General features: G+C 69.5%; 14 protein-coding genes. 5 read left to right on the top strand and 9 right to left on the bottom strand.

The window, feature by feature from the left end:
* The first annotated feature begins 95 nt into the window (after positions 1-95).
* Both KBY88_RS07280 and KBY88_RS07275 read left to right on the top strand, forming a co-directional pair.
* Entirely contained in the window at positions 96-569 is a 474-nt protein-coding gene (locus KBY88_RS07280; protein ID WP_254939259.1) for a hypothetical protein, read from the top strand.
* On the top strand, positions 566-1642 hold the full coding sequence (locus tag KBY88_RS07275) for a hypothetical protein (protein WP_254939258.1): 1077 nt from the start codon (positions 566-568) through the stop codon (positions 1640-1642). The genes KBY88_RS07280 and KBY88_RS07275 overlap by 4 nt, the downstream gene beginning before the upstream one ends.
* Before the next feature lie 16 nt (positions 1643-1658).
* Here KBY88_RS07275 and KBY88_RS07270 read toward each other — a convergent pair whose 3' ends face one another.
* The 6 genes from KBY88_RS07270 to KBY88_RS07245 form a co-directional block, all read right to left on the bottom strand.
* Positions 1659-2135, bottom strand: a complete 477-nt coding sequence (locus KBY88_RS07270) for a DUF1499 domain-containing protein (RefSeq protein ID WP_254939257.1) — start codon at positions 2133-2135, stop codon at positions 1659-1661.
* Positions 2135-2446, bottom strand: coding sequence for a YciI family protein (locus tag KBY88_RS07265; protein WP_254939256.1), 312 nt, complete (start codon positions 2444-2446; stop codon positions 2135-2137). Before KBY88_RS07265 ends, KBY88_RS07270 begins: the two co-directional genes overlap by 1 nt.
* Complete coding sequence (locus KBY88_RS07260; protein ID WP_254939255.1) at positions 2446-3912, bottom strand: carotenoid oxygenase family protein; 1467 nt, start codon at positions 3910-3912, stop codon at positions 2446-2448. The genes KBY88_RS07265 and KBY88_RS07260 overlap by 1 nt, the downstream gene beginning before the upstream one ends.
* 70 nt (positions 3913-3982) lie before the next feature.
* Positions 3983-4600: an imidazoleglycerol-phosphate dehydratase HisB gene (gene hisB, locus KBY88_RS07255; RefSeq protein WP_254939254.1), complete on the bottom strand. Its 618-nt coding sequence runs from the start codon at positions 4598-4600 to the stop codon at positions 3983-3985.
* A gap of 66 nt (positions 4601-4666) precedes the next feature.
* Positions 4667-5449 (bottom strand): enoyl-ACP reductase FabI, encoded by a 783-nt coding sequence (gene fabI, locus KBY88_RS07250; protein ID WP_254939253.1) that lies wholly within the window; start codon positions 5447-5449, stop codon positions 4667-4669.
* 62 nt (positions 5450-5511) lie between these two features.
* Positions 5512-6066 (bottom strand): hypothetical protein, encoded by a 555-nt coding sequence (locus KBY88_RS07245; protein ID WP_254939252.1) that lies wholly within the window; start codon positions 6064-6066, stop codon positions 5512-5514.
* Between the two features lie 80 nt (positions 6067-6146).
* On the opposite strand from KBY88_RS07245, the gene KBY88_RS07240 reads away from it, so the two are divergent.
* Together KBY88_RS07240 and KBY88_RS07235 are read left to right on the top strand one after the other, a co-directional pair.
* The gene (locus KBY88_RS07240) at positions 6147-6716 is read left to right on the top strand and encodes a thioredoxin family protein (protein WP_254939251.1); all 570 of its coding nucleotides are present in this window, start codon (positions 6147-6149) and stop codon (positions 6714-6716) included.
* A gap of 10 nt (positions 6717-6726) precedes the next feature.
* Positions 6727-7926, top strand: coding sequence for a DegT/DnrJ/EryC1/StrS family aminotransferase (locus KBY88_RS07235; RefSeq protein WP_254939250.1), 1200 nt, complete (start codon positions 6727-6729; stop codon positions 7924-7926).
* 13 nt (positions 7927-7939) lie between these two features.
* Here the strand turns inward: KBY88_RS07235 and KBY88_RS07230 are convergent, their stop codons facing one another.
* The 3 genes from KBY88_RS07230 to folK form a co-directional block, all read right to left on the bottom strand.
* The gene (locus tag KBY88_RS07230; protein ID WP_254939249.1) at positions 7940-9400 is read right to left on the bottom strand and encodes an FAD-binding domain-containing protein; all 1461 of its coding nucleotides are present in this window, start codon (positions 9398-9400) and stop codon (positions 7940-7942) included.
* Positions 9400-9960, bottom strand: coding sequence for an NUDIX hydrolase (locus tag KBY88_RS07225; protein ID WP_254939248.1), 561 nt, complete (start codon positions 9958-9960; stop codon positions 9400-9402). The genes KBY88_RS07230 and KBY88_RS07225 overlap by 1 nt, the downstream gene beginning before the upstream one ends.
* Positions 9961-10022: 62 nt before the next feature.
* Entirely contained in the window at positions 10023-10622 is a 600-nt protein-coding gene (folK, locus tag KBY88_RS07220) for a 2-amino-4-hydroxy-6-hydroxymethyldihydropteridine diphosphokinase (RefSeq protein WP_254939247.1), read from the bottom strand.
* Between folK and bchD the strand changes: the two genes are divergently transcribed.
* Positions 10621-12681 (top strand): magnesium chelatase ATPase subunit D, encoded by a 2061-nt coding sequence (gene bchD, locus KBY88_RS07215; RefSeq protein WP_254939246.1) that lies wholly within the window; start codon positions 10621-10623, stop codon positions 12679-12681. The genes folK and bchD overlap by 2 nt on opposite strands.
* The last annotated feature ends 20 nt before the right edge of the window (positions 12682-12701 follow it).

Raw genomic sequence — 12701 nt, 5'->3', positions numbered from 1 at the left:
CCTCTCCCTCGGTCCATCGCTTCAATCATTCACGAAACCGTGATGAGAACGTTGCATCTCGGTAGATAAGGGGAAGAGCAATCTCCCCATCACCCATGCGCGATCGATCATTGCTGTTGCTGCTGGCCGCAGGAGCCCTGCTGGCCACGGCCCCCGGGCGCGCCGAATCCCTCTACAAGCTGGAAACCCGCTGCAGCGTCGCCGGTGGAGCCCCCCAGGCCTGCAGCGTGGAGGCGATTAACGAAGGCAGCGCCACGCTCTATCGCCATCGCATCGGCACGGCCATCGCAACGATCCGCATCACCGACAAGCCCCTGCGGATGGAGATGTGGCAGCAGGACACCAAGCAATGGAAGCTCCTGCAAAGCGCCTCGGCCCGCTTCTCCACCAACACGGTCTGCTTCAACGGCCGTGAGCTGTGCGTGGTGAATCCCAACTACCTCAACAGCGTCAGCCAGGGCCGCCCCGACCTGATGGCCGGTCGGGATCTGGTCAAGGTGCACTTCGATGGCACCGGTCGCACGAACGCCAGCTGCTACGACGAAGGCTGCGAGCTGGACCTGAAATGAAACGCCTCTCTGGACTCGGCCTGGTGCTGGCCGGCATGATCGCCCTCCCGGCCGGGGCGGGGCTGGCCTTCGATCGCACCCCTGACCTGGGCGGCCAGCAACTGATCGCCCGCGGCGGCGGCAGAGGGGGTGGCGGCGGCTCCCGAGGGGGCGGCGGTGGCGGTGGCGCCCGCATGGGCGGTGGTGGTGGTGGGAATCGTGGCGGGGGCGGGGGCGGTGTGAATCGTGGCGGGGGCGGTGGGAACCGCGCCAACACCGGCTTCGCCAACGCCGGCGGCGGACTCAACAGAGGCTCCGGCAAGCCCAGCGGCGGCTGGAGCAACCGGGTGTCCTCCCCCGGGGCCAACCCGTCGATCAACCGCCCCGCGGGCGGCGCGAACCTCGGCAATCGCACCCCGGGGAACCGTCCCAGCGGCGGCCGTGATCTGGCTGGCAACCGTGACCTGAACCGAGGAGGGGGCGCCGGCACACGCGACATCGCCCGTCCGGGTGGCAACCGTGATCTGGCCGGCAATCGCGACCTGAATCGCGATGGAAACCGCAACCTCAACAGAGACGTCAACCGTGACCTCAACCGGAACGTCAATCGAGACGTCAACCGGACCATCAACCGCTCGACCAACGTCAACCGCAACTGGAACCGCAACGTCAACCTCAACAACGTCAACGTGCGCCCGGGCTGGGCCCGGGCCGGCTGGGGCGTGGCGCGGCCCTGGAACCATGGCTGGTATGGCGGCTGGAACACCCCCACCTGGGGCTGGTGGGGCGCCCGGGCCGCAGCCTGGGGCGTCGGCACCCTGGCGACGGCGGCGATCATCAACAGCGCCGTCAACGACGCCATCAGCAGCAACCAGACCTACATCGTGGTGCCGAACACCAACTATCAGTTGCTGTTCGGCTCGGTGCAGCCCTCCGGCACCGCCGGGGTGACCTTCGCCGTCACCGCCGATGGCAGCACCTACGAGCTCAGCGCCGACTGCAACGCCGGTCTGATCAACGGCCAGGAGCCCCAAAACGCCCAAGAGGCGGAGCTGCTCAACTCGGCCTGCCAGGTGGCCTTCGGCAACGCCTGAGCCGTGGGGCCTTGGCCTACCCCTGGCTAGCCTGGGGTAAGACCGGGGCGAGGCCTTGCCTGAGCCCATCCACCCGGGCTTGGTTGACCCCCAGATCCGAATCCCCCAGACGGGATTCGGAGCGCACCTGCAGCACGCCCCGCTCAGGGTCGGCGAGCAACTCGAGGTCATCGACGAAGCCAAAAAAGCTGCTGGTGTCGGTGGCGTGCAGGTAGGGCTGAGGCTCCTGCTCGTCGAAGCGTTCCACGCGGGTGCCAGGGGTGGATGCCAGTTGAAAAGCCAGACGCCCCAGGGCCAGGACAGGGTCGGCCACGGGCCAGTCCTCGCGCACGCAGTGGGCCGGGGCGGTGCAGGGGGGCAGCTGGCCGGCCACGGGGCCCAGGGTGTCGGGCACCGGGCCGGCGAAGTGGAACACCAGCAACAGTGCCGGCAGCCAGCTGCCCAGCACCGGGGCCGCCAGCAGACCAAGGGGGGCGAACAGGAAAGCAAGCATCAGGGCTGATCGAGGGGGGATGTGGCCAGATCACCAACGGCGGCGATCCAGCCCTGCAACTGCCAATCCACGCAGCCGCTGGCGATCAAAGGATCCTGCCGTACCAGCTCCAGGGCACGGGCGTGATCGGGCGCCTCCAGCAGCAGCAGCCCGCCGCCACCGGGGCGGCCTTCGGCGTCAATCAGATAGCCGCTGCTGATCGAGAGGCCCTCGGCCCGCAGCCGTTTCACCCAGGCCAGGTGCTCCAGCCGGTGGGGTTCCACCTCGGCCCTTGGGCGCCGAAAGGTTTCGGTCTTGATGAACCAGGCCATCAGGCCGCGGCCCAGCTGCCATGCAGGCCGTAGGGAATCGCCAGGGGCAGCGGGATCACCGCCTGCTCGCTGAGGTCGTGGGCGTTGAGGATCACCAGGTCGCTGGCGCCACGCGCCCCGTTCCAGATCAGCACCAGCACCCAACCATCATCTTCGGCGGGCTGGTCTTCGGCAGTGGCGCCGGGGCGGGGCACCATCACCGGCTCGGTCACGAAGCCCCGGGGGGCGGCGCTCCACAGCCAGCGCTCGCCCGTGGTCAGATCCAGCTTTTCGATCACCTGCAGCGGGTCGTTGCCTCGCTCCCGCTCGGTCACGGCCATCCAGGCGTAGCGGGCCTCAAGGCCCTGGCGATTGGGGTTCACCATCGCGAACTCGCAGCAGCGCGGCTCCAGCAGCTCCGTGTGCACCGCGCCCGTGGCCAGATCGATGCGGCAACGCTTGAGCTGCCCCTCCGGCAGGCTCTGGAAATCCACCTGACGGAAGTCCACATCGGGGCCGATCGAGGGGAAATCGGCGTAGAAGATCGAATCCACCACCAGCTCCCCCGTCGCCGCATCTTCGAAGGCGTTGAGGTGGTGGAACACGAAGCCCTCGGGGGCCTCGATCAGCCGGGGCTCGCCTTCGCCCGAGCGGGGAACCAGCCAGAACTGCCCCTTCTGGCCGGGCTTGGAGCTCAGGCACTGGGCCGCTCCCTTCTGACCGAACACAAAGGGCAGGGGATTGAAGGCCACGGCGTTCTGCAGGAACACCGCCCAGTGGGGCGTGATCGCGAAGTCGTGCAGGAAGGCGAAGCCCTTGAAGCGGCGGCGCTGGTCGGCCACCAGGGCGCCGGCGGCATCGAACTCCATCAGCCGCACGGTGCTGGTGGGGCCCGCCTTCACCCCAAAGGTGACCATGCGGGCGTCGCCGTGGTGACCGGGATCGAAGCGGGGATGGGCGCTGAAGGCTTCCCCAGGCGCCAGCACCCCATCAAGCAGGGTGAGGCCCCGGGTTTCGAGGGTTTCGGGGTCGAGGGCGTGGGGGGAGCTGGCCTCCCACAGGGCCAGCAGCTGATCGCCGAGGCGCACCACGTGGGTGTTGGCGATGTTCTTCAGGCGCAGGTCGAAGGCGTTGGCGAGCAGGCCCCCGGGCTTCTGGGTGCCGAACACCCCTCGATACAGCAGCTGGCCGGCCTTCTCCTCAGCCTCAAAGCCTTCGGTGCGCACGAAACGGTTGCGCAGATGCGCCTTGCCGCCCTCGAAGCGCAGGGCAGTGATCATGCCGTCGCCATCAAAGGGGTGGTGCATCCAGACCCCGCCCCGCTCCAACCGGCCCGGGCCATTGCGGTAGAGCGTGCCTGCCAGCTCCGCCGGAATCGTGCCGGAAACGGGCTCCACGAAGGCCTCCAGTTCCTGGCCCACATTGCGGAAAGCGCTGGACCAGTCGGAGCGCTCAAACGACGCGGGGGGGCTGGGGGCAAGGGTCATGGTGACAACAGGCGGCCCCCCATCATCCCGTAACGGAGTGTTAAGCGCGGGTGGCTGGGGCCCCGGCGCCTCAGCCCCAGCCACCCGCCTGCTCCAGCACTCCTTTGCTGCTGGGCACCGCCCCGGAGCGGCGGGGATCGAGCTCAGTGGCCTGGCGCAGGGCGCGGGCGAAGGCCTTGAAGGCCGCCTCGACGATGTGGTGCGAATTCACCCCCTCAAGCTGCCTGATGTGCAAGGTGAGGCCCGAGTTGTTGGCCACGGCCACGAAGAACTCCCGCACCAGTTCGGTGTCGTAGCTGCCGATGCGCTGGGCTGGAATCGTGAGCCCGTAGCTGAGATGGGGTCGGCCGGAGCAATCCAGCACCACCTGCACCAGGGCCTCATCCAGGGGCGCTGCGAAGTGACCGAAACGCTGGAGGCCCCGTCGATCCCCCAGGGCCTGCGCCAAGGCCTGGCCCACGGCGATGCCCACATCCTCATTGGTGTGGTGGTCGTCGATGTGGGTGTCGCCCGTGGCGCTGATCTCCAGATCCAGCAGGCCATGGCTGGAGAGCTGGTGGAGCATGTGATCAAGGAACGGCACGCCGGTGCCCACCTTGCACTGGCCGGTGCCATCGAGATCCAGGCTGACCCGCACATCGGTTTCGCCGGTGACGCGGTGCACGGAACCGGTTCGGGGGGAAACCATCGGTCGGAGGGCAAACAAACGTGGACGTGTGATCCATGCTGCCAGCGACCCGGGGGCCGGTCAGGTTCACATCCCGGTGATCCCATAACCGGCATCCACATAGATGACCTGGCCGGTGATGCCGGAGGCCAGGGGGCTGGCCAAAAAGGCCGCCGTGGCACCGACCTCGTCTTGCGTGACCGTTCGGCGCAGGGGGGCCTTCCCCTCCACGTTGTGGATCATGTCGAGGATGCCGCCAATGGCGGAGCTGGCCAGGGTGCGGATCGGACCGGCGCTGATGGCGTTCACGCGCACCTGATGCTCGGGGCCCAGCTCGGCCGCCAGGTAGCGCACGGAGGCCTCCAGGGCCGCCTTGGCCACCCCCATCACGTTGTAGTTGGGGATCGCCCGCTCCGAGCCCAGGTAGGTCAGCGTGATCACGCTGGCCCCTTCGCTGAACAGCGGCTTGGCCCAGCGGCACAGGGGCGCCAGCGAATAGGCACTCACCTCCAGGGCGCGGGCGAAGCCCTCGGGGCTGATCGCTGAATAGTCGCCCACCAGCTCCTCCTTGCCGGCGAAGGCCAGGCAATGCACCAGCACATCCAGCTGGCCCCACTGCTCCTTCACCCGGTCGAACACCGCCTCGATCTGGGCCGGGTCCTGCACGTCCAAAGGCTCGAACAGGGTGGGGTTCAAGGGCGCCGTCAGCTCGCGCACCTTGCCCTCGAAGCGGCCCCGTTCATCCGGCAGGTACGTGACCCCGAGCTCAGCGCCAGCGGCGGCGAGCTGCTGGGCGATGCCCCAGGCGATCGAGCGGTTGTTGGCGATGCCCGTGACGAGGGCCTTCTTGCCGCGCAGATCGAGGAGCATCGTCGGGGGGTCAGGAATCCGCCGATTCTCCCCCAAGGACGGAATCTCCCCAACACCAGGGTTCAGGGCGGAGGCCCCTCCGGCGCTGCGCCACCCATGGCGTCCTCCTGCCGGCGCACCTGCTCGGGATCCGCCAGCAGCTGCTTCTCCTCCAGCAGGGGGAACGGCTCTGCGGTCACCTGCTCGGGGCGGCGGGGCGGCTCGACCCAGCTCCAGCTGCTGCGCGGGGCGCGCTCCCGGCAGAGGGCCTCCAGCTCCCGCCGCAGGGCGTCTCGCACATCCTGGCGGGCCACCGCCTCAAACCACTCGGCGCGGGGGGCGAGGCCCGAGCTGAAGGGGGCGCTGCCGTTGCCATTGAACAGACGCGCCGCATCCACCACCCAGCGAGGCCGACAGACCCCTGCTGTTCGGGTGTCGGTCTCCAGCCAGATGTGGAGGCCATAGCCGTCGGGTTGGCTCACCACCGCCAGGCCGTCGTGGGGTTGGTTGCGCGGCAGGGGGAAATGGCTCCAGCTGGCTCGGCGATGGGCCGGCACGCAGGCCGCCAGGGCGAGCCCCAGCACCGCCGTCAGCAGAGAAGGCACCGCCGCCTGGGCTCGTTGGACGTGGAGACGCAAGCGGCGCTGGCAGCGGCTGCCGATCTTCCCGCATTTCCTAGCGTGGGTTGGTCACTGGATGAACCACAGCCACTGGCGCCATGGCTCTGACCGCCTCCACGATGCTGGCCCTGGGCACACCCCTGCCGCCCTTCTCCCTTGCGCAACTGGGGGGCGGTCGGTTCAGCAACGCCGACCTGCCTGGCCTGCCGGTGCTCCTGATGGTGCTCTGCGCCCATTGCCCCTTCGTCAAGCATGTGGAGGCTGAAATCGGCCGCCTGGAACGTGACTACAGCAAGCGGGTCCAGCTGCTGGGGGTGGCCAGCAACAGCCTGACCACCCATCCCCAGGACGGCCCCGAGGGCCTGGCCGAGCAACGCAGCCTCCAGGGCTGGCGCTTCCCCTACCTGCTGGATGGCGATCAGACCCTGGCCAAGGCCCTGCGGGCCGCCTGCACTCCGGATTTCTTCCTTTTCAATGACGCCCACGTTCTGGCCTACCGGGGCCAGCTGGACGGCAGCCGTCCCGGCAACGGCCAGACCGCCGATGGAGCGGATCTGCGCGCGGCCCTGGGCGCTGTTCTGAACGGCCAGCGGCCCGGCGCAGGGCAGATTGCGGCGATCGGCTGCAACATCAAATGGCACCCCGGCCAAGCGCCTGACTGGGCTTAAGGTGCCCTACATGCAGGTGCCCCCCTTCGACCTCACCGAGCAACTCCAGCAGCTCGGTGATGACCTTGACACTGCCGTGCTGCAGGTCTTGCGCAGTGGCCAGTACATCGGCGGGGCCACCACCCACACCTTCGAAACAAGCTTCGCCGCCGCCACGGGCAGCGCCCATGCGATCGGTTGCAACAGCGGCACCGATGCCCTGGTGCTGGCCCTGCGGGGGCTCGGCATCGGCCCCGGCGATGAGGTGATCACCTGCTCGTTCAGCTTCTTCGCCACCGCCGAAGCGATCAGCGCCGTGGGGGCCACACCCGTGTTCGTGGATGTGGAGGAGAGCTCCTACCTGATCGATCTGGATCAAGTGGAGGCGGCGATCACACCGGCCACAAAAGCGCTGCTGCCGGTGCATCTGTTCGGACGCCCGGTGGACATGGAGCAGGTGATGGCGATCGCCGCGGCCCACGGCCTCCAGGTGATCGAGGATTGCGCCCAGGCCACCGGCGCCAGTTGGGCCGGGCGCCCCGTGGGCAGCTGGGGCGACGCCGGTTGCTTCAGCTTCTTTCCCACCAAGAACCTTGGGGCCGCCGGCGATGGCGGCGCCGTCACCTGCCGCGACGACGCCCTGGCCCAGCGGGTGCGGGAACTGGCGGTGCACGGCATGCCCCGCCGCTACCTGCACACCAACCTCGGCTACAACAGCCGCCTCGACGCCCTCCAGGCGGCCGTCCTCAACGTCAAACTGCCCCACCTGGAGAGCTGGGTGCAACGGCGCGGGGCGCTAGCCCAGACCTACCGTCAGCAACTCGGCGGCCTCCCCAACCTGAGGTTGCCCGAGGCCGGACCCGCTGGCCACAGCTGGAACCAATTCGTGGTGCGCGTGCCCAACTGTCCCGTCAGCCAAACCAGCTGCGCGGATCAATGCAGCCCCGCCGCCAACAGCGCCGACTTCGGCTTGCCCGAAAGCTGCTGCCGCGACTGGCTCAAGCAGGAGCTCCAGGCCTCCGGCGTCAGCACGATCATCTATTACCCGATTCCGATCCACCGCCAACCAGCCTACGCCGAACTCGGTTACGGCCCCGGAAGCCTGCCCATCACCGAGCGGCTCACCGCTGAGGTGCTCAGCCTGCCGATCTTCCCGGAATTACGCCCCGCCCAGCAGCAACGGGTGGTCGAAGTCGTCCAGGCCCTTGTCAAGCAACCCCTGGCCGCCTGAGCCCTGAACCGCTTCAGCGCAGGGAGGCATAGAGAGCCTTGAAGTGCGCCTGCTGCCGCTTGTGCTCCACGATCGACTCAGGGTAGCCGCGGCGCTCCAGGGGAGAGATCGAACCGCTGACCAGATCGGCGGCGGCCACGTGGGCCAGCTCTGGCAGCCAGGTGCGGATGTAGGACGCCTCGGGGTCGTAGCGACCCGCCTGGGTGGAGGGATTGAAGATGCGGAGGGGCCTCGGATCCATGCCGCTGCTGGCGCTCCACTGCCAACCGCCGTTGTTGGCGGCCAGATCGCCATCCACCAATTTGCCCATGAAGTCGCGCTCACCAAGGCGCCAATCGCAGATCAGATCCTTGACCAGGAAAGAGGCCACGATCATGCGGCAGCGGTTGTGCATCCAGCCCGATTCGTTGAGCTGGCGCATCGCCGCATCCACGATCGGCACACCCGTGAGCCCGTCGCTCCAGGCCTGAACGCGCACCGGGTCGTTCTCCCACGGGAATTGCTTCCAAAGGGGCCGGTAGGGACCATCGGCCAGCTCGGGGCTGTGGAACAGGGCCTGCTGGTAGAACTCGCGCCAGGCCAGCTCCTGCTCCCAGACGGTGATCGCCTGGCGCTGCTCATCGCTGCCGGCGGCGGGCAGCATTCCCTGGGCCGCGGCCCAGGCCTGGCGGGGGCTGAGCGTGCCGAAGCGCAGGGCGGCACTGAGCGCGGATGTGCCGGCGAGGGCGGGCAGGTTGCGGCCGTTGTCATAGTCGAGCAGAGGGCCCTGGGCGAAGCGGGCCAGCTGCTCGGCGGCGGCCGCCTCCCCCGGGCGACAGGGACAGAGGGCGGCCCCCGCAAACGGAAACCCCAGCGCCTCAGCCGTGGGCAGCTCCCCCAGCAGCGGCAAGCTCCGCCAGAGAGCGGTGGCGGGCTCCGGCAGGGCCGCCGGATCGAAACCCAGCAGATCCGTCGGTGCCGGCATGGGCACCAGCTCCTGGCCCAGACCCTCCACGTGACGACGCCAGCGGCGCCAGTAGGGCCCATAGACCCGGTAGGGGCCGCCGCTGCCGGTCTGGAGCTGCTCCGGCGGCACCAGCAGCTGGTCCCAGAGGGCGAGCACCTTGGTGCCCTGGGCCTGGAGCGCGGCCGCCACCCGCCGGTCCCGCTCCCGGGCGGCGGGCTCCACATCCCGGTTCCAGGCCACCACCTCGGCGCCGATGGCCTGCGCGAGCCTTGGCAGCTCGATCAGCGGATCACCGCGCAGCAGCAGCAGCTCGCTGCCCGCTTCCCGCCAGCGCCGCCCCAGCTCCCGCAGGCTCTCGAGCAGGAACCACACCCGCGCAGGGGCCTGATCAGCGGCCTGCAGCTCCGCTGGATCGAGCACGAACACCCCCGTAACCGCCGGGGTGGCGGCGACCGCCGCCGCCAGGGCCCGGTGGTCGGCCAGGCGCAGATCGCGCCGCTGCCACACCAGCCAGCGCTGTGGTGCCATCAGAGGCCCAGCCGCTGTTTGGCGCGGAACCAGGCGGTCACGCTCTTGCCATCGAGGGCCTCATCGCCGCTGGCAAGGGCCGCATCCAGCTCGGACGGCTCCAGCAGCAGCACCTCCAGGTCCTCGTCGTCGTCGCCGGCGGGTGCCTCGGAGAGCTCCGAGAGCTCCCGGGCCAGGAACAGGTGGATCACCTCATCGGAGTAACCGGGGCAGGGCAGCATCACCCCGAGCTCCTCCCAGCGCTCGGCGCTGTAGCCCGCCTCCTCCTGGAGCTCCCGCCGCATCGTGCCGAGCGGTGTCTCGCCCGGATCGAGGGTGCCGGCGGGGAACTCCAGCAACCGGGTGGCGACGGCAAAGCGGTACTGGCGCAGGATCACCACCCGCCCGTCATCGAGCACCGGCACCGCCAGAGACGCCCCCGGATGTCGAATGACGCCGAAACGTCCCTCGATCCCCATGGGCAGCTTCACCCGGTTGAGCTCGAAGCGCAGCTTGCGGGCCTCCAGCACCGCCTCGGTGGCCAGCAGCTGCGAGGGCTCAGGAGAAGGGAGGGGCGCCATGGCCGCGGCCGGAGGGGCCCCCAGTGTGGCCGCCTGCGGCCCTGGGTCGTGATCCGTACTGGTCAGAGGCCTTCTCCTTCTGGCCAGTCCTCTCGGCCTGGCAGTGGCTCGGGTGGGGGCTGAACCGCCTCAGGAGGCAAGGCCGCCAGCCGATCGGCCACTGGGCCGGCGGCCCCAGGCACCTGAAGCTGGGGATCGATGGCCACCAGAGGCGCCAGCACAAAGGCCCGCTCCAGCAGACGCGGATGGGGCAGCTCCAGCTCCCGGAGGCTCAGGCGCTGCGGGCCGCACCAGAGCAGATCGAGGTCCAGGTGGCGCGGACCCCAGCGCTCCCGTCGCAACCGCCCGAAGCGGCGCTCAAGGGCGAGGAGCTCCTTCAGCAGCGCCAGCGGGTCGGGGCACCCATGGGCGCCCTCGGGCAGATCGGCCACCAGGGCGGCATTGAGATAAACAGGTTGGCCAGGGGGACCGCCCACGGGCGCCGTGCGAAACAAAGGGGACCAGCGGCAGCATCCGGCCCCCAGGAGCGCCTCAAGCCGCTGCTCCAACAGGGGCCGCAGCCCCACCAGCGTGGCCAGCGGATCGCCCAGATTGGCCCCCAGGCCGATGGCCAGGGTCTGATCAGCGAGACTGGCGCGCACGTCCACGGGCCGGTCCCCCATGCTCGCAAGCGGCTTCCCCCTGGCAGCCATCACCGGCCACGGCACCTTGAAACTCGCCCTGCTGCTGGCGGCGGTGGATCCTGCTCTGGGTGGAGTGGTGATCGCAGGCGGCCGTGGCACGGGCAAATCGGTGCTCGCCCGCGGTCTCCATGCCCTGCTCCCGCCGATCGACGTGGTGGAGGGCAGTCTCAATGGCGATCCCCGGCGCCCCGACGAATGGGACGCGGCCACGCGCCAGCGCATCACCGAGCTGGGGGGCGATGCCAGCGGCGCCGACCGCAGCGCCCTGCTGGCCACCCGGGTGATCCCGGCTCCCTTCATCCAGGTGCCCCTGGGGGCGAGCGAAGACCGGCTGGTGGGTTCGGTGGATGTGACCGCTTCGTTGGCCAGCGGCAGCGCCGTGTTCCAGCCGGGGCTCCTGGCGGAGGCCCACCGCGGTGTGCTCTACGTCGATGAGCTCAACCTGCTCGATGACAGCCTCATCAACCTGCTGCTGGCGGCGGTGGGTTCGGGCGAGAACCGGATCGAGCGCGAGGGGCTCAGCCTCAGCCACCCCTGCCGCACCCTGCTGATCGCCACCTACAACCCCGAGGAGGGGGCGGTGCGCGACCACGTGCTCGACCGCTTCGCCATCGCCCTCTCAGCCAACCAGGTGGTGAGCACCGCCCAGCGGGTGGAGATCACCGAGGCGGTGCTGGCCCACGGCGAGGCCAGCGGTCCGTTCCGCGCCCAATGGCAGGAGGAAACCGACGCCCTGGCCACCCAGCTGCTGCTGGCCCGCCAGTGGCTGCTGGATGTGACCATCGCCCGGGAGCAGATCGCCTATCTGGTGAACGAAGCGATCCGCGGTGGCGTCGAGGGTCACCGGGCGGAGCTCTACGCGGTGCGTGTGGCCAAAGCCCATGCGGCCCTCTCCGGCCGCGACCGGGTGGAGGCCGACGACCTGCAGGTGGCCGTGCGGTTGGTGATTGCCCCCCGCGCTCGGCAGCTGCCGCCGCAGGATCCCGAGCAGCCCCTGGAGCCACCACCCCCGCCGCCGTCCCAGGGGGAACAACCGCCCGAGCAACCCGAGCCCCCCGAGGGCCAACAAAAGGACAACGACGGGCCGGAGGAGCCCGAAGACGAACCCGAAGACGACAGCCCCGAGGACCAGGCGCCCCCCTCGATTCCCGAGGAGTTCCTGCTCGATCCCGAGGCCATCGCCATCGACCCCGACCTACTGGTGTTCAACGCCGGCAGGACCAGAAGCGGCAGCAGCGGCAAACGCTCGGTGGTGCTCAGCGACTCCCGCGGCCGCTACGTCAAGCCGATGCTGCCCCGGGGGCCCGTGCGCCGCATCGCCGTGGACGCCACCCTGCGGGCGGCGGCCCCGCACCAGAAGCAACGCCGGCTGCGCGAACCCCAGCGCACGGTGATCGTCGAAGACGGCGACCTGCGCGCCAAGCTGCTGCAACGCAAGGCGGGCGCCCTGGTGATCTTCCTGGTGGATGCCAGCGGCTCGATGGCCCTCAACCGCATGCAGAGCGCCAAGGGGGCCGTGATCCGGCTGCTCACCGAAGCCTACGAGAACCGCGACGAAGTCGCCCTGATCCCCTTCCGGGGCGAGCAGGCGGAGGTGCTGCTGCCCCCCACACGCTCGATCACAGCCGCGAAGCGGCGGCTCGAATCCATGCCCTGCGGCGGCGGTTCCCCCCTGGCCCACGGCCTCAGCCAGGCGGCGCGGGTGGGGGCCAATGCCCTGGCCACGGGCGACCTCAGCCAGGTGGTGGTGGTGGCGATCACCGATGGCCGTGGCAATGTGCCCCTGGGCCGCTCCCTGGGCCAACCCCAGCTGGAGGGGGAGGAGCCCGTGGACCTCAGGGAGGAGGTCAAGCAGGTGGCAAGTCGCTATCGATCCCTGGGCCTGAAGCTGCTGGTGATCGACACCGAGCGCAAGTTCATCGGCAGCGGCATGGGCAAGGAGCTGGCCGAAGCCGCCGGCGGACGCTACGTGCAACTACCCAAGGCCAGCGACCAGGCGATCGCCGCCATCGCCATGGAGGCCGTCGCCAACCTCTGAGGGGGGTTGGTACTGTGCGA

The sequence above is a fragment of the Cyanobium sp. Morenito 9A2 genome, assembly GCF_024345575.1.
Lineage (GTDB): Bacteria > Cyanobacteriota > Cyanobacteriia > PCC-6307 > Cyanobiaceae > ATX-6F1.
This window is presented reverse-complemented; position numbering and strand designations above follow the sequence as displayed.

Excerpts from the sequence above, each read along its gene's own strand:
- KBY88_RS07240 (WP_254939251.1), top strand. The coding sequence starts at position 6,147 with ATGGCTCTGACCGCCTCCACGATGCTGGCCCTGGGCACACCCCTGCCG.
- folK (WP_254939247.1), bottom strand. The coding sequence starts at position 10,622 with ATGGGGGACCGGCCCGTGGACGTGCGCGCCAGTCTCGCTGATCAGACC.
- KBY88_RS07270 (WP_254939257.1), bottom strand. The coding sequence starts at position 2,135 with ATGCTTGCTTTCCTGTTCGCCCCCCTTGGTCTGCTGGCGGCCCCGGTG.
- KBY88_RS07225 (WP_254939248.1), bottom strand. The coding sequence starts at position 9,960 with ATGGCGCCCCTCCCTTCTCCTGAGCCCTCGCAGCTGCTGGCCACCGAG.
- hisB (WP_254939254.1), bottom strand. The coding sequence starts at position 4,600 with ATGGTTTCCCCCCGAACCGGTTCCGTGCACCGCGTCACCGGCGAAACC.
- KBY88_RS07275 (WP_254939258.1), top strand. The coding sequence starts at position 566 with ATGAAACGCCTCTCTGGACTCGGCCTGGTGCTGGCCGGCATGATCGCC.
- KBY88_RS07280 (WP_254939259.1), top strand. The coding sequence starts at position 96 with ATGCGCGATCGATCATTGCTGTTGCTGCTGGCCGCAGGAGCCCTGCTG.
- KBY88_RS07230 (WP_254939249.1), bottom strand. The coding sequence starts at position 9,400 with ATGGCACCACAGCGCTGGCTGGTGTGGCAGCGGCGCGATCTGCGCCTG.
- fabI (WP_254939253.1), bottom strand. The coding sequence starts at position 5,449 with ATGCTCCTCGATCTGCGCGGCAAGAAGGCCCTCGTCACGGGCATCGCC.
- KBY88_RS07235 (WP_254939250.1), top strand. The coding sequence starts at position 6,727 with ATGCAGGTGCCCCCCTTCGACCTCACCGAGCAACTCCAGCAGCTCGGT.
- KBY88_RS07265 (WP_254939256.1), bottom strand. The coding sequence starts at position 2,446 with ATGGCCTGGTTCATCAAGACCGAAACCTTTCGGCGCCCAAGGGCCGAG.
- KBY88_RS07260 (WP_254939255.1), bottom strand. The coding sequence starts at position 3,912 with ATGACCCTTGCCCCCAGCCCCCCCGCGTCGTTTGAGCGCTCCGACTGG.
- bchD (WP_254939246.1), top strand. The coding sequence starts at position 10,621 with ATGCTCGCAAGCGGCTTCCCCCTGGCAGCCATCACCGGCCACGGCACC.